The sequence below is a fragment of the Bacillus sp. KS1 genome (assembly GCF_020075515.1).
Taxonomy (GTDB): domain Bacteria; phylum Bacillota; class Bacilli; order Bacillales; family Bacillaceae; genus Bacillus; species Bacillus velezensis.
This window is the reverse complement of the sequence record NZ_JACAWW010000004.1, coordinates 824,785-848,506: the sequence shown is the minus strand read 5'-3', so window position 1 is coordinate 848,506 and position 23,722 is coordinate 824,785. Positions and strand designations below refer to the sequence as shown.

Below are 23,722 nucleotides of genomic sequence, written 5' to 3'. Positions count from 1 at the left end.
CTTTTATATGTAAAAGATGAATATATTCATCCGTTATTATCCGGCTGAACAGGATGTTTACTATTTAAGGAGGCAATGAGAATGGCAGAGATCAGAAAACTGAAAAACTACATCAATGGTGAATGGGTTGAAAGTAAGACAGATCAATATGAAGACGTTGTCAATCCGGCTACAAAAGAAGTGATGTGCCAGGTTCCGATTTCTACGCGGGAGGATGTGGAATACGCCGTCCGCTCAGCGTCAGAGGCGTTTCAAACATGGTCAAAGACGGCAGTGCCGCGCCGTGCGAGAATTCTATTTAACTATCAGCAGCTTCTCCAGCAGAACAAAGAAGAGCTTGCCCGTCTGATCACTTTGGAAAACGGTAAAAACACGACGGAAGCACTCGGTGAAGTGGGACGCGGAATTGAAAACGTCGAATTCGCAGCGGGCGCGCCGTCACTCATGATGGGCGATTCACTCGCCTCCATCGCGACGGATGTAGAGGCGGCGAACTACCGCTATCCGATCGGGGTGGTCGGCGGTATCGCACCGTTCAACTTCCCGATGATGGTTCCGTGCTGGATGTTCCCGATGGCGATTTCATTAGGAAACACTTTTATTCTGAAGCCGTCTGAGCGCACGCCGCTGTTAACGGAAAAACTGGCAGAGCTGTTTGAACAGGCCGGTCTGCCGAAGGGCGTCTTCAATGTCGTGCACGGCGCGCATGACGTCGTAAACGGCGTTCTTGAACATCCGGAGATTAAAGCCATCTCATTCGTCGGTTCAAAACCTGTCGGCGAGTATGTTTTCAAAAAAGGCAGCGAACATTTGAAACGCGTGCAGGCGTTAACGGGCGCGAAAAACCATACGATCGTGTTAAATGACGCCCACCTTGAAGATACGGTGACAAACATTATCGGTGCGGCATTCGGTTCGGCAGGAGAGCGCTGCATGGCATGCGCGGTTGTGACGGTTGAAGAGGGAATCGCCGATGAGTTTATGGCGAAATTACAGGAAAAAGCAGCGGACATCAAGATCGGAAACGGACTGGATGACGGCGTGTTCTTAGGCCCGGTCATCCGCGAGGACAACAAAAAACGCACGCACAGCTATATTGAAAAAGGCATCGAAGAAGGAGCGAGACTTCTTTGTGACGGGCGTGAAAACGCAACGGAAGACGGCTATTTCGTCGGACCGACAATTTTTGACAACGTGACGACGGATATGACGATCTGGAAAGATGAAATCTTTGCGCCCGTTCTGTCGGTCATCCGCGTGAAAAACTTAAAAGAAGCGGTGGACATCGCCAACCAGTCTGAATTTGCGAACGGCGCGTGTCTGTTCACTTCAAATGCGAACGCGATCCGCTACTTCCGTGAGAATATTGACGCGGGAATGCTCGGAATCAACCTTGGCGTGCCGGCGCCGATGGCATTCTTCCCGTTCTCTGGCTGGAAGTCTTCTTTCTTCGGCACATTGCACGCAAACGGAAAAGACAGCGTCGACTTCTATACACGTAAAAAAGTCGTGACGGCACGATACCCGTCTCCTGACTTCAATTGATCTGACAGCCGGCCCGGACGGCTTTGTGATTCCGTCCGGGTTTTCTTTTACCATCAATTAAGGAGGAATATACATGAGTCATTTGCTGCGCAAACCGCAGGCCGATGAGATTTCTCAAGGCGTGAACATCATACATGACGTCACTTCAGCCAATTCAGACCTCAAATACGTCGGATTTAAAGTCGTTGACCTCACTCCCGGTTCCACATATACAGAAGATTTGAAAAAGACGGAGTGCTGCATCGTTGCGGTAACGGGAAAAATCACCGTCACTGATTATGATCAGACATTTGAAAGCATCGGCACCCGTGAAAGCGTATTTGAAAGAAAACCGACGGACAGCGTTTATGTGTCCAATGGCCGCTCTTTTGGAATCACAGCTGTCAGCGGGGCGAGGGTCGCGCTGTGCTATTCTCCGTCCGAACGCCAGCTTCCGACAAAGCTGATTAAAGCGGAAGACAACGGTGTGGAGCATCGCGGCAAGCTGGCAAACAAACGAACCGTTCATAATATTCTCCCCGATTCAGATCCATCGGCAAACAGCCTTCTCGTTGTTGAAGTTTACACGGACAGCGGCAACTGGTCGAGCTACCCGCCTCATAAACATGACCAAGACAATCTGCCGGCTGAATCCTTTTTAGAAGAAACCTATTACCATGAAACGGACCCGCCGCAGGGGTTTGTCTTCCAGCGTGTGTACACGGACGACCGCTCGATTGACGAGACGATGACCGCAGAAAATGAAAACGTTGTCATCGTCCCGGCGGGCTATCACCCGGTTGGTGTTCCGGACGGGTATACCTCTTACTACCTGAATGTAATGGCGGGACCGACACGAAAATGGAAGTTTCATAATGATCCGGCCCATGAATGGATCCTGAAACGCTAACAAGTGAGGAGTGGCAGATAACGATGAAATATACGTTTAATGAAGAAAAAGAGTTTGATATTGTCGCGATCGGACGCGCGTGTATTGATTTGAACGCGGCGGAATACAACCGGCCGATGGAAGAAACGATGACGTTTTCTAAATATGTCGGCGGCTCCCCGGCAAATATTGCGATCGGCAGCGCCAAGCTCGGATTAAAAGCCGGTTTTATCGGCAAAATTCCGGATGACCAGCACGGCAGATTCATCGTTTCCTATATGCAGGAAAAGGGCGTTGATACGTCACAAATGACCGTTGACAGAGAAGGGCGCAAAGCCGGGCTCGCTTTTACGGAAATTCTCAGTCCCGAAGAGTGCAGCATTCTGATGTACCGGGATGACGTGGCGGATTTGTATCTTGAGCCGTCCGAAGTCAATGAAGGCTACATCGCAAACGCGAAAATGCTGCTCGTATCAGGTACGGCGCTTGCGAAAAGCCCTTCGCGTGAAGCCGTCTTAAAAGCGGTGCATATCGCAAAAAAACATGACGTAAAAGTCGTGTTTGAGCTCGACTACCGTCCGTATACATGGCAATCGGCAGAAGAAACAGCCGTGTACTACACGCTGGTGGCGGAACAATCCGATATCGTCATCGGTACGCGTGACGAATTTGACGTAATGGAAAACCGCAGCGGCGGAAATAACGATGAAACCGTCCGCCATTTGTTTGCGCACTCCGCTGATCTTGTCGTCATTAAGCACGGCGTTGACGGATCATACGCATACAGCAGATCGGGAGAAGTTTTCCGGGCGCATGCCTATAAAACAAAGGTGCTGAAGACCTTCGGAGCGGGTGATTCCTATGCGTCAGCCTTCATCTACGGACTTGTCAGCGGCCGGGATATTGAAACGGCTTTAAAATACGGGAGCGCTTCCGCTTCCATCGTCGTCAGCAAACACAGCTCCTCAGAAGCAATGCCGGCTGCCGGTGAAATCATCGAACTGATTGAAGCGCAGCACAGTCTTAACGGTAAATAGAACGTATAAAAGGTGGGATCGTTTGTGGGTAATACAATTCGCTTAACGACAGCACAAGCGCTGATTAAATTCTTGAACCGGCAGTACATTCATGTTGACGGAAAAGAAGAGCCGTTCGTTGAGGGCATCTTCACGATTTTCGGCCATGGAAATGTGTTGGGGATCGGGCAGGCGCTTGAGCAGGACGCCGGGCACCTGAAAGTCTATCAAGGCAAAAACGAACAAGGCATGGCGCATGCCGCGATGGCATACAGCAAGCAGATGCTGAGAAGAAAAATTTACGCGGTATCGACTTCGGTCGGTCCGGGTGCCGCTAACTTGACGGCTGCCGCGGGTACGGCGCTGGCCAATCATATCCCGGTGCTGCTGCTTCCGGCCGATACCTTTGCGACGAGGCAGCCTGACCCGGTGCTTCAGCAGGTGGAGCAGGAATACAGTGCCGCCGTCACGACAAACGATGCGTTAAAGCCCGTGTCCCGCTATTGGGACCGCATTACCCGCCCCGAGCAGCTGATGAGCAGCTTAATCCGGGCATTTGAAGTGATGACAGATCCGGCAAAAGCGGGTCCGGCGACCATCTGCATATCTCAGGATGTAGAGGGAGAAGCATTTGATTTTGATGAAAGCTTCTTTGAAAAACGCGTTCATTACATTGATCGGATGCAGCCGAGCGAGCGTGAGCTGAAAGGCGCCGCGGAAAGAATTAAGGAGAGCAGCCGTCCCGTCATTTTAGTGGGCGGAGGCGCGAAGTACTCCGGCGCGCGTGAGGAATTAATCGCGCTTTCTGAAACATACGGCATTCCCCTTGTCGAAACGCAGGCCGGCAAGTCAACGGTTGAAGCTGATTTCGCCAACAATCTGGGCGGCATGGGCATCACGGGCACACTCGCCGCAAACAAAGCCGCCCGCCAGGCTGATCTGATCATCGGTGTCGGCACACGGTACACGGACTTTGCGACATCCTCGAAAACGGCGTTTGATTTTGACAAAGCAAAATTTTTGAATATCAATGTCAGCCGCATGCAGGCTTACAAGCTTGACGCGTTTCAGGTCGTAGCCGATGCGAAAGTGACGCTCGGCAGGCTGCACGGCTTATTAGACGGATATAAAAGTGCATTCGGCACGGCGATTAAAGATTGGAAAGATGAATGGCTGGCTGAACGGGACCGGCTCGGCAAGGTCACTTTTACACGTGACGCGTTCAAACCGGAAATTAAAAACCATTTCTCACAGGACGTGTTAAACGAGTATGCCGACGCGCTCGAGACTGAGCTGCCGCAGACAACGGCGCTGTTGACCATCAATGACACGATTCCTGAAGACAGCGTCGTCATCAGCTCGGCGGGGTCTCTTCCGGGAGATTTGCAGCGGCTGTGGCATTCCAACGTCCCGAATACGTACCACCTCGAGTACGGCTATTCCTGCATGGGGTATGAAGTATCAGGCACGCTCGGCCTCAAGCTGGCCCATCCCGACAAAGAAGTCTATTCACTCGTCGGCGACGGAAGCTTTCTGATGCTGCACTCAGAGCTGATTACCGCGCTTCAATATAACAAAAAAATCAATGTCCTGCTCTTTGACAACTCGGGATTCGGCTGTATCAACAACCTGCAGATGGATCACGGGAGCGGCAGTTATTTCTGTGAGTTCCGCACCGAGGACAATCAGATTTTAAACGTTGATTACGCGAAGGTGGCAGAGGGCTACGGCGCTAAAACATACAGAGCCAATACGGTTGAAGAACTGAAAGCGGCGCTTGAAGATGCGAAAACGCAAGATGTATCCACTTTAATTGAAATGAAGGTTCTGCCGAAAACGATGACGGACGGCTATGACAGCTGGTGGCATGTCGGCGTGGCGGAAGTCTCGGAGCAGGAAAGCGTTCAGCGGGCATACGAAGCGAAAGAGGCGAAGCTGAAGTCTGCGAAGCAGTACTAGAGGGGAGGCATCACGATGGGCAAACAAGATATTCTGTGGGGCATCGCTCCCATTGGGTGGCGCAATGACGATATGCCGGAAATCGGAGCCGGGAATACGCTGCAGCATTTGTTAAGCGATATTGTTGTCGCCGGCTTTCAAGGTACGGAAGTGGGAGGGTTTTTCCCTGAACCCTCCGTCCTCAATAAGGAGCTGGCTCTCCGGAACTTGCGGATTGCGGGGAAATGGTTCAGCAGCTTTATCATACAAGACGGTATTGAAAAAACGGCTGAACAATTTACAGAACACTGTGATTATTTGCAGAAAGTCGGAGCGGATGTCGCCACCGTTTCTGAACAGACGTACAGTGTTCAAGGCTTGGACATTGATGTATTTAAGAAAAAACCGCACTTCTCAGATGAAGAATGGGATACGCTGTGCCAAGGCTTGAACCGTCTCGGGAAAATCGCTGACGAATACGGGCTGGATCTCACGTTTCATCATCATCTCGGCACAGGCGTCCAGACGGCGGAAGAAGTTGACCGGCTGATGGATGGAACGGACCCGCGGTATGTCCATTTACTATATGATACCGGCCATGCCTATATCTCGGACGGAGACTATATGACGATTCTCAACAAGCATATGGATCGGATCAGACACGTTCATTTCAAGGACGCGCGGTTTGACATTATGGAGCGGTGCAGACAGGAAGGCAAGTCATTCAGGCAGTCGTTTTTACAAGGCATTTTTACGGTTCCCGGAGACGGATGCATCGATTTTACCGAAGTGTACCGAGCGCTCGTCCGTCATGATTATTCAGGCTGGATCGTCATCGAAGCCGAACAAGACCCGGCAGTCGCCAATCCGCTTGAGTACGCACTGATTGCGAGAAAGTACATCGACAGTGAACTGCTTGATCCTGCAAATTAGAGGGGGACTTATATGAATAGTGCCAAGGCGGAATCAGCTTTCAGCAAAAGGACCATCGCCGCAGCATTAGCCAATTACATTGATGCAGGTTCCATCGTGGCAGGATCAGCGGGTTTATCTATGTGGGTCAGCTACTTGAAGCTGTCCGACAGTCAGATCGGATTGCTCGGCGCCTTCAGCGCAAATGCGATATCAGCGGCCGTCGGAGCGCTGCTCGGCGGGTATTTGGCTGATAAAGTCGGCCGAAAAGCTGTATACACAAACAGTATGCTCGTCTACGCCTTAGGAATTTGTTTGGTTTTGTTTGGATTCAACTTTCCCATGCTGTTATGCGGATACATGATTATCGGGATTTCTGTAGGCGCGGATATTACGGCTTCATGGACCATTATCGCGGAAAACGCCCCTGAGAAAAACCGGGCGAGGCATTGCGGAGTGGCGCAGGTGGCGTGGGCCGCCGGAGCCGTTGTGGTTCTGCTGTTATCCGTTTTGGTTGGTGACCTCGGGCTTTTAGGAAATAAAATTGTCTTTGCGCATCTATTGGTGATCGCCCTGATCACATATGTGATAAGAAAGCGTTTACCTGAGTCGGATGCCTGGAAAAACAGTGAAGAGCGGCCTGCCGCCGTAAAAAAAACATCTTACTTTGACCTGCTTCAGCCGAAATTTTTCAAGAACATTTTGTTTTTAATGGGTGTGTTTCTCGTATGGAATCTCGCAGCGGGCGTCATGGGATTCTTTATGCCGTACATCTACCAGCAGGTCGGCGGCGTATCCGCAAATACGGCCAACATTCTGCAGATGGCCCTGTTTATCTTCACCGGGCTCGGCGTCGTCTGTATCTTCATGCCTTTTGCAGATAAATATCGGAAAACGGTGTTCGGAATCTGCGCATGTATGGCCGTTGTCGGCTGGTCGCTGTTTTTACTGCCCTTTCAGGGACTCCCGATGCTGCTTTTGTTTGTTTTAGCGATCGGCATCAATAACGGAGCCGGCCAGCAGGCGAACTACCAGCTGTGGGCAAGCGAGCTGTTCCCGACAGAACACAGAGCGTCAGCACAAGGGCTCATGTTCTTTCTCGTCCGTATTTCAATCGGCATTTGGAGTTTATTTGTGCCGGTCATCATGTCACAATTCGGCATCGGTTTTATGGCCGGTATTCTGCTCATATGTGTGACGGCCAGTATGATCATCGGGCTTGTCTTCGCGCCGAATACGTCCGGCAAGTCGCTTGAACAGATACAGGAGGAACTGTACGGCGCTCCTCAGGACGGCAGCGAGAAAAGAAGGACGAGAACCATTATTTGATTATCAGAAGGAGTGGCGATCAATGAATTTACGTATAGGTGTTATCGGAACCGGTGCTATCGGAAAAGAGCACATCAACCGCATCACAAATAAGCTGTCAGGTGCGGAAATTACCGCTGTCACAGATGTGAATCAGGAGGCCGCGCAGCAGACCGTTCAGGATTTCAAATTGAACGCCTCCGTTTATCCTGATGACGACAGCCTCCTCGCTGCTGAAAATGTGGATGCCGTCTTAGTGACAAGCTGGGGCCCGGCTCATGAGTCCAGCGTTTTGAAAGCGATTCAGCACGGCAAGCACGTGTTTTGTGAAAAGCCGCTTGCGACAACGGCAGAAGGCTGTATGCGCATTGTCGAGGAAGAAATGAAGACGGGAAAACGATTGGTGCAGGTAGGTTTCATGCGCAGGTATGACAGCGGTTACGTTCAGCTGAAAGAAGCGATTGACAACCGCGTGGTCGGCGAGCCGCTGATGATTCACTGTGCGCACCGCAACCCGACAGTCGCATCGAATTATTCAACGGACATGGCCGTCGTCGATACGCTCGTTCATGAAATTGATGTCCTCCACTGGCTCGTCAATGACGACTATGAATCCGTACAGGTCATCTATCCGAAGAAATCAAAAAATGCGCTGCCGCATCTGAAAGATCCGCAGATGGTCATCATCGAAACAAAAGGCGGCATCGTCATCAATGCCGAAATCTACGTGAACTGTAAATACGGCTATGACATTCAATGTGAGATCGTCGGGGAAGACGGCGTTATCAAGCTTCCGGAACCGTCAAGTATCAGCTTGAGAAAAGAAGGGACATTCAGCACCGATATCCTGATGGACTGGCAGCGCCGATTTGTGGCTGCGTATGATGTGGAAATTCAAGACTTCATTGATTCGATCCGGAATAAAGGCGAAGTCAGCGGTCCGACGGCATGGGACGGTTATATTGCCGCGGTGACAACTGACGCGTGCGTAAAAGCTCAGGAATCCGGGCAGAAAGAGCCTGTGGCGCTTCAAGAAAAACCGGCATTCTACCAATCATTTACGACTGTGAACAAATAATAGATCGGGAGTGAAAGAAATGAAACTGGCCTTAGATCCATCCATGTACCGCGATGATTTAACGTTAGAAGAAATGGTCTATAAAACGGCGGAGCTCGGATACGAATATATCGAACTGTCCCCGCGCGAGGATTTTTGTCCTTTCTACAAATATCCGAAAGTCGATTCAGCAAAAATCAAACAATTGAAGCGCCTTTTAAACGATACAGGTGTGAAGCTGTCCTCTCTTCTTCCGCTTTACCACTGGGCGGGTCCTGATGAAGACCGTCGTCAGGCCGCCGTGCGCAACTGGAAACGGGCGATCGAAATTGCGGTTGAACTTGAAGTGGATTTGATGAACAGTGAATTCAGCGGTTCAAAATATGATCCTTTGACAAGTGAAGAAAAATTCATCAAATCCATGGATGAACTGCTGCCCGTTTTTGAAAAAGAAGGCGTTAAACTCAATCTTCAAGCTCACCCATACGATTTTATCGAAACGCACAAAGGTGCGATGGATATGATCCGCGCGCTTGATAAGGATTGGATCAATCTTGTCTACTCGACTGCGCATACGTTCTTCTATGATGACGGAAAAGGCGATATTGCGACCATGTTTGATGAAGCCGGCGACCGCCTCACACATGTTTTATTTGCAGATACTTTTAATCATAAAGCGGCGCACGGCCTGCGCTACATCGTCAACCCGCCTGACGCGAAAGTAACGGTTCACCAGCATTTGGACATCGGGCAAGGCGAGGTCGATTTTGAGACGATTTTCAGAAAGATGAGAGAGATGAAATTCGACGGAATCGCGACGAACGCCGTTTTTGCTTGGGTCGGCGAAAGAGCGGATGAATCAAGCCGGACCATGCTTAAGAAATTAAAGGAAGAACTGGGTATGGCATAAGCTGAGTATGGAGTTCGGCGGAACGGGGAAAAAAAGCCCTCCAGCCGGACTCCCTTCATATCGAAAACGCGGATGGGAGAGGCTGACATGAAACTTTGCTTTAATGAAGCGACTACGCTGGAGAATTCAAACCTGAAACAGGATTTAGAGCTGTGCGAAAAGCACGGCTATGATTATATTGAAATCCGCACAATGGATAAGCTGCCTGAATACTTAAAAGACCATTCACTGGCCGATCTGGTGGAATATTTTCAAACACACCACATTAAACCGCTTGCCCTGAACGCACTGGTTTTCTTCAACAACCGTGATGAGAAGGATTATAGGGAGATCATTTCGGAATTCAAAAGCATGCTGGAAACCTGCAGGACGCTCGGCGTGAAATATGTGGTGGCCGTGCCGCTTGTGACAGAGCGGAAAATCTTGAAAGAAGAGATCAAAAAGAGCAGCGCAGAGGTGCTGACTGAGCTTTCGGATATCGCGGAGCCGTACGGCGTAAACATTGCCCTTGAATTTGTCGGCCATCCGCAATGTACGGTCAATACATTTGAACAGGCGTATGACATCGTGAACGCTGTCGGTCGCGATAATGTCGGACTGGTGTTTGACAGCTTCCATTTCCACGCGATGGGCTCCAATATTGAGAGCTTGAAGCAGGCGGACGGAAAGAAAATTTTCATCTATCATATCGACGATACAGAAGACTTCCCGATCGGCTTTTTAACGGATGAAGACCGCGTCTGGCCTGGAGAGGGTGCGATTGACTTAGACGCCCATCTGTCAGCGTTAAAAGAAATCGGATTCAATGATGTTGTCTCCGTAGAGCTGTTCAGACCTGAATATTATAAGCTGACTGCGGAGGAAACGATCAAAACGGCAAAGGAAACAACGGAAGCCGTCGTATCAAAATACTTCATGAAGGAGGCGTGAACATGGCTTTTGTCACCATGAAACATCTTCTTGCAGAAGCGAAACGGGAGCATTATGCAGTCGGCCAATTTAATATCAACGGCCTCCAATGGACGAAGGCGATTCTGCAAGCGGCGCAAAAGGAGCAATCGCCGGTCATCGCCGCGGCTTCCGATCGTCTGGTCGACTATTTAGGCGGATTTAAAACGATTTCCGCCATGGTCGGCGCGTTAATGGAAGAAATGGCGATTACCGTTCCCGTCGTGCTCCATCTTGATCACGGAAGCAGTGCGGAACGCTGCAGACAGGCCATTGACGCCGGATTCAGCTCAGTGATGATTGACGGCTCCCATCATCCGATTGGTGAGAACATCGCGATGACAAAAGAAGTTACCGCTTATGCCGCTAAGCACGGCGTCTCAGTAGAAGCAGAAGTCGGCACGGTCGGCGGCATGGAAGACGGGCTGGTCGGCGGTGTCCGCTATGCCGATATCACGGAATGTGAGCGGATCGTCAAAGAAACCAATATCGACGCGCTGGCCGCCGCCCTCGGCTCCGTCCACGGCAAATATCAAGGTGAACCGAATCTCGGATTTAAAGAAATGGAGGCTATCTCCCGCATGACTGATATTCCTCTCGTTCTTCACGGAGCATCCGGGATTCCGCAGGATCAGATCAAAAAAGCCATCACGCTCGGCCACGCGAAGATCAATATCAATACGGAATGTATGGTAGCCTGGACAGACGAAACACGCCGCATGTTTCAGGAAAACGGCGATCTGTACGAACCGCGCGGCTACATGACACCCGGCATTGAAGCCGTGGAAGAGACGGTGCGAAGCAAAATGAGAGAGTTCGGATCAGCCGGTAAAGCCGTAAAGGAGCAGGTCGGCTGATGAGAACGGAAACCGCCAAGATGGCGGTTTTTTTGTGCGGTGTTGCGCCCGTACGCCCGAAACGATTATGATGATGGCAGCAGTGTAAGAAACGGGAGTGGTTCAGTTTGAATAAAATCATGATTGTGGAAGATAGTGAAGACATTCGCGGACTATTGCAGAATTACCTTGAAAAATACGGATATCAAACCGTGGCCGCCGCGGATTTCACGGCTGTTCTTGATGTTTTTTTGCGGGAAAAGCCTGATGTGGTGCTGCTTGATATCAATCTGCCGTCTTATGACGGCTATTATTGGTGCCGCCAGATCCGCCAGCATTCTACAAGCCCGATCATTTTCATCTCAGCCAGAAGCGGGGAAATGGATCAGGTGATGGCGATTGAAAACGGCGGAGATGATTATATCGAAAAACCGTTTTCTTATGATATTGTGCTGGCGAAAATCAAAAGCCAGATCCGCAGGGCATACGGAGAGTACGCCGCCAAGCAGGGAGAGAAAGTGGTTGAATATGCCGGTGTGCAGCTCTTTGTGGAACGGTTTGAACTGCGCTTTCAGGACGAAAAAAGCGAGCTTTCTAAAAAAGAAAGTAAGCTCTTGGAAGTGCTGCTTGAGCGGGGAGAAAAGGTGACGAGTCGGGACCGTCTCATGGAAAAGACGTGGGACACCGACATATTCATCGATGATAATACACTTAACGTGTATATCACGCGGCTCAGAAAAAAACTGCGGGAGCTGAATGCGCCTGTTTCTATTGAAGCGGTGCGGGGCGAAGGCTACCAGCTGAGGGCGCTGTCATGAAGCTGTTTCTCCGGTCTCATGCCGTTCTGATTCTGCTTTTTCTCCTTCAAGGGCTGTTTGTCTTCTTTTATTACTGGTTTGCGGGTCTTCATTCTTTTTCTCACCTGTTTTACATATTGGGCGTGCAGCTTCTTATTTTAGCGGGGTATCTTGCCTATCGCTGGTACAAAGACCGCGGCGTGTATCATTGGCTCAGCTCGGAGCAGGAAGGGACGGACATCCCGTATCTCGGTTCTTCAGTGTTTTGTTCAGAGCTGTATGAAAAGCAGATGGAGCTGATCCGGCTGCAGCACCAGAAGCTCCATGAGACCGAAGCCAAGCTTGACGCGCGGGTGACGTATATGAATCAATGGGTGCACCAAGTAAAAACGCCGCTGTCAGTCATTAATTTAATCATTCAGGAAGAAGATGAGCCCGTCTTTGAACAAATCAAAAAAGAAGTCCGGCAGATTGAATTCGGGCTGGAGACGCTCCTTTATTCATCCAGGCTTGACCTGTTTGAGCGGGATTTTAAAGTCGAAGCGGTTTCCTTATCAGAGCTTCTCCAATCAGTCATTCAAAGCTATAAACGATTTTTTATTCAATACCGCGTCTATCCGAAAATGGACATTCGCGATGATCATCAGATTTATACTGATGCAAAATGGCTCAAATTTGCGATCGGCCAAGTGGTTACAAATGCGGTCAAGTATTCGGCAGGCAAGAGTGACAGACTTGAGCTGAATGTCTTCCGCGATGAAGACAGGACGGTGCTTGAAGTCAAAGATTACGGTGTCGGCATTCCCTCGCAGGACATCAAGCGGGTGTTTGACCCTTATTACACCGGTGAAAACGGACGGCGTTTCCAAGAATCTACGGGAATCGGCCTCCATCTCGTCAAAGAAATTACGGGCAAGCTCAATCATACGGTGGACATCACTTCGTCCGCCGGTGAAGGGACATCGGTCCGATTTTCATTTCTTACAAAAATGTAAGACTGCGTTAAGAAAACAACATAGCTCGTTTTGTTCCCCCTTGATAACATGGATTTACGTCAAGGGGATTTTTATGTTAAATGCCCCGGCACTACATGAAAGCAGCCCAGACCAACAAGAATAAAACCTTAAGGAGGATTTTCATGGCGAATATGCTTGAAGTCAAACATATAAATAAAACCTATAAAGGACAAGTGTCTTATCAAGCTTTAAAACAAATTTCGTTTTCAATAGAAGAAGGCGGGTTCACGGCGGTGATGGGACCGTCCGGCTCCGGAAAAACAACGCTTTTGAATATCATTTCAACGATTGACCGTCCGGATTCAGGCGATATCCTGATTCACGGAGAAAACCCGCACCGCCTGAAGCGGACAAAGCTCGCTCATTTCCGCCGCAAGCAGCTCGGATTTGTGTTTCAGGATTTCAACCTTCTGGACACACTGACAATCGGTGAAAATATCATGCTGCCGTTAACGCTTGAAAAAGAAGCGCCGTCTGTCATGGAAGAAAAACTGCACGGCATCGCGGCAAAGCTCGGAATCGAAGACCTGCTCAACAAACGGACGTTTGAAGTATCCGGCGGACAGCGCCAGCGGGCCGCCATCGCAAGGGCGGTCATTCATAAGCCGTCACTCATTCTGGCCGATGAACCGACGGGAAACCTTGATTCCAAAGCGTCAAAAGACGTCATGGAAACGATGCAGAGCCTGAACCAGGATGATCATATCACGGCTTTAATGGTGACCCACGATCCGGTTGCGGCAAGCTACTGCCGCCGCGTCATCTTTATAAAAGACGGCGAACTGTTTAATGAGATTTACCGCGGGGAAAACCGCCAAGTCTTTTATGAGCAGATTCTCGATGTGCTGTCTATGCTGGGGGGAAACGCAAATGACCTTTCTTCAGTTCGCTTATAAAAACGTCACGAGAAACAAAAGGGCCTATCTTGCTTTCTTTTTAAGCAGTGCTTTTTCCGTTTTGATTTTCTTTACCTTTGCGATGTTCCTGTTTCATCCGGCACTAAAGGAAGGCTACCTGAATAATATCGCCAAAAAAGGCTTAACCGCCGCGGAATGGATGATCTTTGTTTTTTCTTTCTTATTTGTTCTGTATTCGGTTAACGCATTTTTGAAATCGAGAAATAAAGAATTCGGTATCCTGCTGATGCAGGGCATTACGCCGGTGCAGCTGAGAAAGCTCATTACGGCGGAAAACATGATCATCGGCGTCATGTCGATCGCAGCCGGGATTATCGGAGGCTTCATTTTTTCGAAAACGTTCTTTACGGTCGGCGCTTATATTTTAGAAATGGACGCGCTGCCTCTGTACATGCCTTGGAAAGCGCTCGGTATTACGGCCGGCGGATTTCTGCTCTTATTTTTCCTTTTATCGCAGTTCACGATCCTTTTTGTCAGATCAAATACGGTGATCAAATTAATAAAGGGCACTGACAAGATCAAGCCGGAGCCGAAGCCGTCCGTGCTTCTGTCCTTATTCGGCATCGCCTGCCTGTGCGGCGGGTACGGCATGGTTCTGAAAGGCAATGTCCACGGGACCGAGCCGTTCATCATTTTACTGCTTACCGTCATCGGCACGTATTTCTTTTTCAGCCAAAGCAGCATCTGGATTCTGCGCGCGCTGAAGAAGTGGAAAACCTTTTATCTGCGCGGGAAAAATGTCATTTGGGTTTCTGATCTTGTTTATCGTTTAAAAGACAACGCCCGCCTGTTCTTTATCGTCAGCATTATTTCCGCGGTTGCGTTTACGGCGACAGGCGTGCTCGCGATGTACAAATCGACCGTCGGGGCGGAAGAGTCCGCCTATGAGATGGAGTATGTATCTTTCAGCAATAATCCAAAAGAACAGACTCATTTGAAAGATATTGACCATGAACTGAAAACACACGGATTTACGTATAAGAAAGACAAAATAAATGTTTCCTATGTCCGCTATCAGGAAGGAGATACTGTTCCGCCTGTTTACATGATCACCGAATCGGAGGCGGCGAAGTACTTCCATGTTAATCTAAACGGCCTGAAACATGGTGAGGCCGTCTATTTCCCGGGCACGTATGACCGCAATTTCAAAAACGAAGCGCCGGATCAGCTGAAGCTGCTGAACCAAAAAGGCAAGCCGTCTGACCAAAAACTGACGGTAAAAGAAGTCAAAAAACCGCTGATCTCATTGAATGCCATCATCGCGGTGAACGATCAAACCTTTGATCAGCTGAAATCACTCGGTGAGAAAGCGTCATTATACGGCTACAGCTATGATCATTGGAAAGACAGTCTTGGGATCAGCCAATCCTTGAAAAATGAGATTTACGGCAACTATATCGACGTCCATTCTGATTTTATGGCAAAAGCCGGTACTTACTATGATACGGTGCAGCTGCCGAGCTTGAGTTTATTCATCGGGCTGTTTATCGCGATCGTCTTCTTTGTCGCGGCAGCAAGTTTCTTATATTTCAGGCTGTTTACCGATTTAGATGAAGATCGGGAGCGTTACCGTTCACTGGCCAAAATCGGTCTGAGTGAGCGCGAAATGGCACAAAGCGTAACGATACAATTGGCGATTTTGTTCTTCTTTCCATTTGTCATTGCTGTCATGCATACGCTGTTTGCTTTGAGAACATTGGCCGTGGAGGGCTATTCCGATGTAGCGGGGCCGCTCAGTCTGACCATCGGAGGATTTTTCATCTTTCAGCTTCTGTTCTTCCTCGCGGTGCGGACAAGCTATTTGAAAAAAATGAACAAGTAAGGGGAGTGCACAGATGAAAAAAGCATTGGCAATCCTGGCCGTCTTGGCGGCCGCTGCCGTCATATACGGACTTCTCTTTTTTCATAATGATGTTACAGACAGATTTAATCCGTTTATTCACCAGCAAGATGTCTATGTGCAGATTGATCGAGATGGCAAACATCTTAGCCCGGGCGGTACTGAGTATACATTAGACGGATACAACGCATCCGGGAAAAAAGAAGAAGTGACCTTTTTCGCCGGGAAAGACCTTCGGAAGAACGCGTATTTGAAGGTGAAGGCGAAAGGAAAGTATGTCGAGACCTGGGAAGAAGTCAGATTTGAAGATATGCCGGGCTCCGTACAGTCAAAATTAAAGTGAACATGAAAAACGGCACAGTGTCATGACTGTGCCGCTTTTTTTATTTTTTATTTTCTTCAGCCCGTTTGATCAGCATGTCGGTGATGATATCCATCTGTTTGCTGACGGCAATCGGGTCATACGGATAGAAGGTGTTGAAATCGTTGATAAAGACACGATTGTGTTTTACGGCATCGAGATTTTTCCAAACGGATGAATCTTTCAGACGCTCAAATGTTTTGCTTTCTCCATTCGGATTGTAATCGGTAATGAACATATAATCAGCCGCATATTGAGGGATGACCTCTTGGGAAACCTGTTTCATGGCGCCCGTTTTCATGATGTTTTTTTCAATTTTGGCCGGCGCTTTCAATCCGAGCGCGTTATAAACGGCTTGGCCGCCGCGGCCGGAATTGTCATTGAAAACCCAGATCTCGCCTTTATCCGTCGTTTCATATAGGCCGACTGTCTCGTCTTTGCCGATCACGTTTTTGAGGCGCTTTTGATTCGCTTCGGCTTTTTTGTTGAAGTCTGCCATAAAGCTTTTGGCTTTATCCTTCGCCCCGGCAATGTCGCCGAATAGGCTGACCGTATCTTTCGTATTCTTTGCGGTGTTAAAAGGAATGACAATCGTCGGCGCGATTTTTGATAGTTTCTCGTATTGGTCTTCCTTCATCAGCACGATTAAATCAGGCTTCAGCTGCATCACTTTCTCCACATTGACGGGATTGCCGATGTCCGTGATGTTTTTCAGCTGTTTTTTGATAAACGGATTTTTGAAAGTCCATGAGCCCGCCCCGACGACATTTGCGTCAACGGACAGCAGCTCACCCGCATAAAAGTCAGTGACGATCCGTTTCGGATGTGCAGGTATGTCAATATTTCCTTTTGTTGATTCATATGTACGCATGTCTGTCTTTCCTTTGCCTGATGCCGATCCGTTGTTTTCCTTCGCGCCGCTGCAAGCGCTTAATGCGAAAACAAGCAGAAGTGCCAGGCCGATCAGCCATGATTGTTTCTTCATAATGATCCCCCTATTTAAGTGATAATGATTATCATTATTAATATAGCAGGAAGACGTCATTCCGTCTATGTTTTTTATAGAAAACCTTCCTTGATTATCCATGTTATAGTAGTAAAGGAGGAATGAATGTTGATTACGAAAAGAGGGACTTGGTGGGAAGTGCTGCACAGCTGGTGGCTGCTGCTGACTTTTGCGCCGTTTGCGCTGACCGCTTTCTTGGCCTTTTTCTATATCGGCTACCGGGCCAAGAACAAAAAATGGCTGAAATACGGACTTATCTATTTTATTATTTTAGCAATTGCTTTTGTGCTGCCGAGCACGCCGGGCGTGTATATCGTGCTGCCTTTATGGATCATCTCCATTATCCACGGGCTGAAAGTGCGGGCGGCTTATTTAATACAGCTTGATGTGTTTAAACAAAACGTCGAAGCAAGAGCGTTTGAAGCGGTAAGGCATGAGGCTGAAGCAAAATTCGGCGGAAAACCCGCTCATCGCATTGATCTGACAAAACAGAGATAAAAACAAATGACAAAGCCGGTATCTCGCGCTTTGTCATTTGCATGACCGGCCTATTGCTGGTATGAATGCTGCTGAAACGGTGTGTGATGCTGTGTTTGCGGGAATGAAGAAACATTAGCGTTTGCCATCGGTGCAGGCATGTGTCCGCTTACTTCCTGCTGAAGCTGATTGCACACATTCACGATTTGCTGGCATTTCTGAATGGCCGCTTCATGCCCCTGCAGCGCTTGCTGAATGGTATGAACGGCATGCTGTTCATGGTTAAGCATCTGCTGAAGCATTTGAATGTTTTGCTGTTCCTGCTGGAGCATTTGCTTGTACTGCTGACTGCTTTGCTGTGTCTGCTGAATGAGCTGCTGTGCTGTTTGGCGGCATTGCTGCAGCTGATTTCCGCTGTATTGGTTTTGGTTTTGGTACATCATGAAGACCTCCTGAAGTGATTGATTTTACACATTTATCATGTGAAAGAATAGGAGAGGCATTCATGCAAGAAAAGGATTCAAATATTTACCTGTTATGTACAGAGCGGAATACAAGGCTCGGGATGGCCTGTCGAGCTTTGTATTCCGGCCCTTTTTCTCAGAAGCCGCCTTCTGTAGCGTGAAAAGGAATATTGAGTCTGTTTTCGACTGCGCGCAGGCGCTGATTCAAACGGTTTAAGCGGCGGGTATGGATTTCAATGGACTGGCTCAGCCGTCTGATCTGCTCATTCATACGCGTGATTTCCCGGTTTTGGCGCTGGTCTTCTTGTGAGAGGCGGGTGAGCTCTCTCGTTTGCTGGGCGTTTTGTCTTTCAAGCTGGGCGACTCTCCGTTCTAAAGCCGTCGGCTGCCGCTCTTCAGACTGAGGGGGCGCATAATAATAGCTTTCCTGCTGCTGATACGGCTCATACTCAACGGGGCTCACTTCGTATTCCTGCTGCTGAGGGAAATAGGCAGATGGGGTGTAGTACTGATATGGGTTCATTCATCATTCTCCTTATCTAGTGAAGTCTTTATACACTATGTAGTCAATTGCACAGTGCCACGGCATCCGCCTAACTTACAGGCGTAAAAAGAGCTTCAAAGGAAGGTGATCATGTTGCGGAACATACGGATTTTCATCATGACGGTTCTTGTTTTCGGATGCGTCATGATAACAGGCTGCTCGCAAAAGAAAGCAGACGAACCTCCTTTTTATTACGGGACATGGGATGCGGGGCTGAAACCGGGCCCGATGGACGGGGTCAGATCTGAAACCGTCACGTTTACGAAAGACAGCGTGCTGACTAAGCAGGTCATTAAAGGCCGCGGCGAGGTTGCCATGCCCTCGGATGTGTACAAGGTGATCTCACAAAACACGGACGGAACGATCGAGATTGAATACCTCGGCCATCCGCACCCCGTCAAAAGCACGTTGAAAAGAGGAAAAAACGGTACGCTCATTTGGAAGATATACGGAGAAACAAAAACAATGACAAGAATAAACCGGCGGGGAGGATGCACATGAGAAATAAGGCTGCCGACAGACTCGTTTTGACGGGTGTCATCGTACATATCATTCAATGGTTTTCACTGTTATGGTTATTTTTTATGCTTTTTGATCAGTTCGGGCGTTTTACCATTTACAATCCCAATGTCGTCAACGGCAGCATGCAGTCTTTTTCATTCTTTGATATGATGCGCGCTCTTCTGTTTTCCGGTACGCTGCGGAATACGCTCCTGCTGTTTTTGTTTGCGGCAATGCTCATTTACTTGTGGGTGAACGCTCTGTTTATCCTGCTGGAAATCGTTTCTTATATCATGATCAGGCGGAACAGCCGTTCATTATGGGCATACTTTCCCGCAGCGATGGGAATAAAGCTTGCCCTTCTGGACATAGCGGCCGTCCCATTCTTTGCGGCGGGGCTGATGCTCTTGAAGCAGAAAACAGATGACGGCGGCGAACAAGCTGACAAGAGGAAAAGACGGCCCCGCATCCGGAGGCAGGCCCGGTATACGAAGAGAAGGCGGAGAAACTTGTCCGTTTGATTTTTCATTGAAACGAAAAAACGATATGATGAAAGCATAAGAAGAAAAGGATACAAAGGAGATGCAGGATGTACAAGTTAATCGCAATCGATATGGACGGAACACTACTAAACGATCATCATGAAGTGACGGCTGAAGTCCGCGGGGCGCTTGATGCCGCCAAAGCGGAAGGGGTCAATATCGTCCTGTGCACAGGACGGCCGATCGGCGGCGTGCGTCGGTATTTGGAAGAGTTGAACTTACAGGAAGAAGGCGACTTTGTGATTGCCTATAACGGCGCACTCGTCCAAAATACGTATACAAACGGTGTCGTGGCCGAGCAGTCATTAGGTTATGAGGATTTGAAGTCGCTTTACGAGCTGAGCTTACAGCTGGATACTCCGATGCATTACTTTGACACAGCCAATCTGTACACGCCGAACCGGGATATCAGTGAATACACGGTATACGAATCATACATTACGAAAGTGCCGCTTCATTTCCGCACGATCGATGAAGTGCCGAAGGATATTCTGATTCCGAAAGTCATGTTCATTGACGATCCGGACAAGCTGGAGAAAGCGATCGCTTCCATTCCGGAATCATTCAGGGAAACATACACAATGGTCAAAAGCGCGCCATTCTTCCATGAAATTCTTCACCCGAAAGTCAGTAAAGGAAACGCGGTCAAGCTGCTGGCCGAAAAACTCGGCATTGAACAGAAAGACGTCATGGCAATCGGCGATAACGGCAACGACATGTCCATGATTCAGTGGGCCGGCTGCGGTGTGGCAATGGCCAATGCCATCCCGGAAGTAAGGGAGATTGCTGATTTTGAAACGAAATCAAATAACGAACACGGCGTGGCGCATGCGATTCAGGAGCTTGTGCTGAAAAAATAGGCACCCCATCAGAGGGTGCTTTTTTACCGCGTGTTTTGGTGATATGATAAGCGGAGAGGGGAGGCGCGACATGGATCGTGAAAAACAGCAGCTCAGCATAGAAGCGGCAAAACTATATTATCAATCAGATTACAGCCAGCAGCAGATCGCCGAACGGCTTGATCTGTCACGCCCCACCGTTTCAAGGCTGCTTCAGTACGCAAAGGAAAAAGGGTATGTTCAAATTCGCGTCATGGACCCGTTTGAGGATCTGGACGAACTCGGCGCGAAGCTGGAAGAAAAATACGGGCTGCTTGAGGCGCACGTCATCTTTTCTCCAAGCGACGATTACCAGGCCATTACACATTACTTAAGCCGCTATGGCGCAGACTATATGCATAAAACCGTAAAGGACGGCGATATACTCGGCGTAAGCTGGGGGACGACGATGTACCAGATTGCAAGCCGCATGGAGCCGAAGCAGGTAAAGAGCGTTGAAGTCGTGCAGCTGAAAGGCGGCATCAGTCATTCCAATGTCAATACGTATTCGTCAGAAACGATTCAGCTGTTCGCCGAAGCATTTCAGACGATGCCGAGGTATTTGCCGCTGCCGGTTATATTTGACAGCGCCGATGTGAAACAGATGGTCGAGCGGGACAGACATATTAAGCGGATCATTGAAATGGGCAGACAAGCCAATATCGCCCTGTTTACGGTCGGAACCGTCCGGGATGAGGCACTGCTTTTCAGACTCGGTTATTTCCGGGAAGAAGAGAAACAATTGCTGAAAGCACGCGGAGTCGGCGATATTTGTTCGCGCTTTTTTGACGAGGAAGGCAGGATTTGCAGCAGCAGCATTAACGGCAGGACGATCGGAGTTGAGCTCAGCGACTTGAAAATGAAAGAGCGTTCGATTCTGGTGGCAGGCGGCAGCAGAAAATGCAAGGCCATTCACGGCGCCCTGAAAGGAAAGTACGCCAACGTTTTGATTACCGACCAGCATACGGCCAAAAAACTCATTCAAGAATTGTGACAATTCATGAACATAATTTCAATTACCAATTTACATATGTTCAAAATTCGGTTATTCTAAACGTATCCTAGGAAAAAGGAAGTGCATACAATGTCAATTGCAAGTCAAATAGACCATACTGCTTTGAAACCGCATACACAAAAAGCGGATATTTTACAACTGATAAATGAAGCAAAAGAATATAAATTCGCTTCCGTTTGTGTAAACCCGACTTGGGTCAAACTCGCAGCGGAGGAACTGAAGGGTACGGGAGTTGACGTTTGCACCGTTATCGGATTTCCTCTCGGCGCAACGACATCGGAAACAAAAGCATTTGAAACGAAGGATGCCATCTCAAAAGGAGCCACTGAGGTTGATATGGTCATCAATATCGGCGCATTAAAAGACGGCGATGATGAAGCGGTTGAAGCTGATATCCGCGCGGTAGTTGAAGCAGCTGATAAAAAAGCGCTCGTCAAAGTGATCATCGAAACATGCCTTTTGACAGATGAAGAAAAAGAGCGCGCGTGCCGCTTAGCGGTATCGGCAGGCGCCGATTTCGTCAAAACGTCTACCGGTTTTTCTACAGGCGGGGCAACGGCTGAAGACATCGCTCTTATGAGAAAAACAGTCGGACCGGACATCGGGGTCAAAGCATCAGGCGGCATCAGAACAAAAGCTGATGTTGACAGCATGATCGCTGCGGGCGCGAGCCGGATCGGCGCAAGTGCGGGCGTCTCTATCGTGAGCGGCGGAGACAGCGGCAGCAGCGACTATTAATCAGCAGTGCGGAAGCCGAAAGCTTCCGCCATCCTCTTTCTTTGTTGATGCATAAAAAATTGTAAGCGAATACAAATAAAAGGAGAACACATATGAAGTATCTCATCGGAATTATCGGAATCATTGTGTTTTTAGGTCTTGCCTGGCTTGCCAGCAACGGCAAAAAAAGAATCAGAATCCGGCCGATCGCCGTCATGCTCGTGCTGCAGCTGATTCTCGGTTATATTCTCCTCAACACCGGTATCGGGAATTTTCTTGTCGGCGGTTTTGCAAAAGGATTTAACTACTTGCTGGAATATGCATCAGAAGGGATTAACTTTGTATTCGGCGGGCTTGTGAATGCGAAACAGACGACGTTCTTCATGAGCGTGCTTCTGCCGATCGTCTTTATATCCGCTTTAATCGGAATTCTGCAGCACTGGAAGGTCCTCCCCTTCATCACGAAGTATATCGGTCTTGCGTTAAGCAAGGTGAACGGAATGGGGAAAATCGAATCTTACAACGCTGTCGCATCCGCGATTTTAGGGCAATCAGAAGTCTTTATCAGTTTGAAAAAACAGCTCGGTTATCTTACTGAACAGCGCTTATATACGCTTTGCGCGTCCGCAATGTCGACGGTCTCAATGTCGATCGTCGGTTCTTACATGATGATGCTGAAGCCTGAATACGTCGTGACGGCGCTTGTGCTGAACTTATTCGGCGGATTTATCATCGCTTCTATCATCAATCCGTACACCGTCAGCAAAGAAGAGGATTTGATCGTCGTTCCTGAAGAAGAAAAGCAATCCTTTTTTGAAGTGCTCGGTGAGTATATAATGGATGGATTCAGAGTCGCTGTCGTCGTAGCGGCGATGCTGATCGGATTTGTTGCACTCATTGCCCTGGTCAACGGCGTTTTTAACGCGGTCTTCGGCATTACATTCCAGGCGCTGCTCGGATATGTATTCGCGCCGTTTGCGTTTTTAACCGGTATTCCGTGGAATGAAGCGGTGAGCGCCGGAAGCATTATGGCGACGAAAATGGTATCGAATGAATTTGTGGCGATGCAGACACTCTCATCCGGCGATTTCCATTTCAGTGCGCATACACAGGCAGTGGTATCTGTATTCCTTGTCTCATTCGCGAATTTCTCCTCTATCGGGATCATTACCGGTGCGGTGAAAGGGCTGCATGAAAAACAAGGAAACGTCGTCGCGCGGTTCGGGCTGAAGCTGCTGTACGGCGCAACGCTCGTCAGCTTCCTGACAGCGGCGATCGTCGGATTGATTCACTGAACATAAATGAAGGA

25 protein-coding genes are annotated in these 23,722 nt (G+C 48.9%); 22 read left to right on the top strand and 3 right to left on the bottom strand.

The annotated features are described in order from the left end of the window. The first annotated feature begins 81 nt into the window (after positions 1-81). The 15 genes from iolA (at position 82) to HWY38_RS04580 (ending at position 16,251) form a co-directional block, all read left to right on the top strand. Positions 82-1,545, top strand: coding sequence for a methylmalonate-semialdehyde dehydrogenase (gene iolA, locus HWY38_RS04650; protein ID WP_045209395.1), 1,464 nt, complete (start codon positions 82-84; stop codon positions 1,543-1,545). A 73-nt stretch (positions 1,546-1,618) separates the two neighbouring features. Continuing rightward, entirely contained in the window at positions 1,619-2,434 is an 816-nt protein-coding gene (gene iolB, locus HWY38_RS04645; protein WP_224181361.1) for a 5-deoxy-glucuronate isomerase, read from the top strand. A 23-nt stretch (positions 2,435-2,457) separates the two neighbouring features. Next, complete coding sequence (iolC, locus tag HWY38_RS04640; RefSeq protein ID WP_132106545.1) at positions 2,458-3,450, top strand: 5-dehydro-2-deoxygluconokinase; 993 nt, start codon at positions 2,458-2,460, stop codon at positions 3,448-3,450. A 24-nt stretch (positions 3,451-3,474) separates the two neighbouring features. Continuing rightward, on the top strand, positions 3,475-5,388 hold the full coding sequence (iolD, locus tag HWY38_RS04635) for a 3D-(3,5/4)-trihydroxycyclohexane-1,2-dione acylhydrolase (decyclizing) (protein ID WP_224181360.1): 1,914 nt from the start codon (positions 3,475-3,477) through the stop codon (positions 5,386-5,388). A 15-nt stretch (positions 5,389-5,403) separates the two neighbouring features. After that, the gene (gene iolE / locus HWY38_RS04630; protein ID WP_032875530.1) at positions 5,404-6,300 is read left to right on the top strand and encodes a myo-inosose-2 dehydratase; all 897 of its coding nucleotides are present in this window, start codon (positions 5,404-5,406) and stop codon (positions 6,298-6,300) included. Between the two features lie 12 nt (positions 6,301-6,312). Continuing rightward, positions 6,313-7,608, top strand: coding sequence for an MFS transporter (locus HWY38_RS04625; RefSeq protein WP_224181359.1), 1,296 nt, complete (start codon positions 6,313-6,315; stop codon positions 7,606-7,608). A gap of 22 nt (positions 7,609-7,630) precedes the next feature. Continuing rightward, positions 7,631-8,665, top strand: coding sequence for a Gfo/Idh/MocA family protein (locus HWY38_RS04620; protein WP_224181358.1), 1,035 nt, complete (start codon positions 7,631-7,633; stop codon positions 8,663-8,665). 19 nt (positions 8,666-8,684) lie between these two features. Continuing rightward, a complete protein-coding gene (locus tag HWY38_RS04615) occupies positions 8,685-9,554 on the top strand; it encodes a sugar phosphate isomerase/epimerase family protein (protein WP_224181357.1) in 870 nt (289 codons plus the stop codon). Between the two features lie 87 nt (positions 9,555-9,641). Next, positions 9,642-10,484 (top strand): 2-keto-myo-inositol isomerase, encoded by an 843-nt coding sequence (gene iolI / locus HWY38_RS04610; RefSeq protein ID WP_224181356.1) that lies wholly within the window; start codon positions 9,642-9,644, stop codon positions 10,482-10,484. 2 nt (positions 10,485-10,486) lie between these two features. Then, the gene (gene iolJ / locus HWY38_RS04605; protein WP_224181355.1) at positions 10,487-11,359 is read left to right on the top strand and encodes a 6-phospho-5-dehydro-2-deoxy-D-gluconate aldolase; all 873 of its coding nucleotides are present in this window, start codon (positions 10,487-10,489) and stop codon (positions 11,357-11,359) included. A gap of 107 nt (positions 11,360-11,466) precedes the next feature. After that, positions 11,467-12,156 carry a two-component system response regulator YxdJ gene (gene yxdJ / locus HWY38_RS04600; RefSeq protein WP_224181354.1) on the top strand — a complete coding sequence of 230 codons (690 nt, stop codon included), beginning with the start codon at positions 11,467-11,469 and terminating at the stop codon, positions 12,154-12,156. Continuing rightward, the gene (yxdK, locus tag HWY38_RS04595; protein WP_044802358.1) at positions 12,153-13,130 is read left to right on the top strand and encodes a two-component system sensor histidine kinase YxdK; all 978 of its coding nucleotides are present in this window, start codon (positions 12,153-12,155) and stop codon (positions 13,128-13,130) included. The genes yxdJ and yxdK overlap by 4 nt, the downstream gene beginning before the upstream one ends. 143 nt (positions 13,131-13,273) lie before the next feature. Then, entirely contained in the window at positions 13,274-14,047 is a 774-nt protein-coding gene (yxdL, locus tag HWY38_RS04590) for an ABC transporter ATP-binding protein YxdL (RefSeq protein ID WP_007614823.1), read from the top strand. Further along, entirely contained in the window at positions 14,022-15,890 is a 1,869-nt protein-coding gene (gene yxdM, locus HWY38_RS04585; RefSeq protein ID WP_224181353.1) for an ABC transporter permease YxdM, read from the top strand. Before yxdL ends, yxdM begins: the two co-directional genes overlap by 26 nt. Before the next feature lie 13 nt (positions 15,891-15,903). Continuing rightward, positions 15,904-16,251: a YxeA family protein gene (locus HWY38_RS04580; RefSeq protein ID WP_004393256.1), complete on the top strand. Its 348-nt coding sequence runs from the start codon at positions 15,904-15,906 to the stop codon at positions 16,249-16,251. Between the two features lie 40 nt (positions 16,252-16,291). Here HWY38_RS04580 and HWY38_RS04575 read toward each other — a convergent pair whose 3' ends face one another. Next, the gene (locus tag HWY38_RS04575) at positions 16,292-17,254 is read right to left on the bottom strand and encodes an iron-hydroxamate ABC transporter substrate-binding protein (protein WP_007407825.1); all 963 of its coding nucleotides are present in this window, start codon (positions 17,252-17,254) and stop codon (positions 16,292-16,294) included. 126 nt (positions 17,255-17,380) lie between these two features. On the opposite strand from HWY38_RS04575, the gene HWY38_RS04570 reads away from it, so the two are divergent. Continuing rightward, a complete protein-coding gene (locus HWY38_RS04570) occupies positions 17,381-17,773 on the top strand; it encodes a hypothetical protein (protein WP_038464451.1) in 393 nt (130 codons plus the stop codon). A 50-nt stretch (positions 17,774-17,823) separates the two neighbouring features. On the opposite strand, the gene HWY38_RS04565 is transcribed toward HWY38_RS04570, so the two are convergent. Continuing rightward, positions 17,824-18,195, bottom strand: coding sequence for a hypothetical protein (locus tag HWY38_RS04565; RefSeq protein WP_224181352.1), 372 nt, complete (start codon positions 18,193-18,195; stop codon positions 17,824-17,826). A 157-nt stretch (positions 18,196-18,352) separates the two neighbouring features. Continuing rightward, positions 18,353-18,739, bottom strand: a complete 387-nt coding sequence (locus tag HWY38_RS04560) for a hypothetical protein (protein ID WP_004393267.1) — start codon at positions 18,737-18,739, stop codon at positions 18,353-18,355. 111 nt (positions 18,740-18,850) lie between these two features. Here HWY38_RS04560 and HWY38_RS04555 point away from each other — a divergent pair, with 111 nt between their 5' ends. The 6 genes from HWY38_RS04555 to HWY38_RS04530 all read left to right on the top strand — a co-directional run bounded on the left by HWY38_RS04555 (position 18,851) and on the right by HWY38_RS04530 (position 23,708). After that, positions 18,851-19,261, top strand: coding sequence for a DUF3255 family protein (locus tag HWY38_RS04555; protein WP_224181351.1), 411 nt, complete (start codon positions 18,851-18,853; stop codon positions 19,259-19,261). Beyond that, complete coding sequence (locus HWY38_RS04550; RefSeq protein ID WP_038460439.1) at positions 19,258-19,782, top strand: hypothetical protein; 525 nt, start codon at positions 19,258-19,260, stop codon at positions 19,780-19,782. Before HWY38_RS04555 ends, HWY38_RS04550 begins: the two co-directional genes overlap by 4 nt. A gap of 68 nt (positions 19,783-19,850) precedes the next feature. Further along, a complete protein-coding gene (gene yidA, locus HWY38_RS04545) occupies positions 19,851-20,663 on the top strand; it encodes a sugar-phosphatase (RefSeq protein WP_224181350.1) in 813 nt (270 codons plus the stop codon). Positions 20,664-20,733: 70 nt separating this feature from the next. Then, positions 20,734-21,675 carry a sugar-binding transcriptional regulator gene (locus HWY38_RS04540; protein ID WP_224181349.1) on the top strand — a complete coding sequence of 314 codons (942 nt, stop codon included), beginning with the start codon at positions 20,734-20,736 and terminating at the stop codon, positions 21,673-21,675. A 90-nt stretch (positions 21,676-21,765) separates the two neighbouring features. Continuing rightward, positions 21,766-22,434 (top strand): deoxyribose-phosphate aldolase, encoded by a 669-nt coding sequence (gene deoC, locus HWY38_RS04535; RefSeq protein ID WP_038460434.1) that lies wholly within the window; start codon positions 21,766-21,768, stop codon positions 22,432-22,434. A gap of 92 nt (positions 22,435-22,526) precedes the next feature. Beyond that, positions 22,527-23,708 (top strand): NupC/NupG family nucleoside CNT transporter, encoded by a 1,182-nt coding sequence (locus tag HWY38_RS04530; protein WP_004393280.1) that lies wholly within the window; start codon positions 22,527-22,529, stop codon positions 23,706-23,708. Positions 23,709-23,722: the final 14 nt, after the last annotated feature.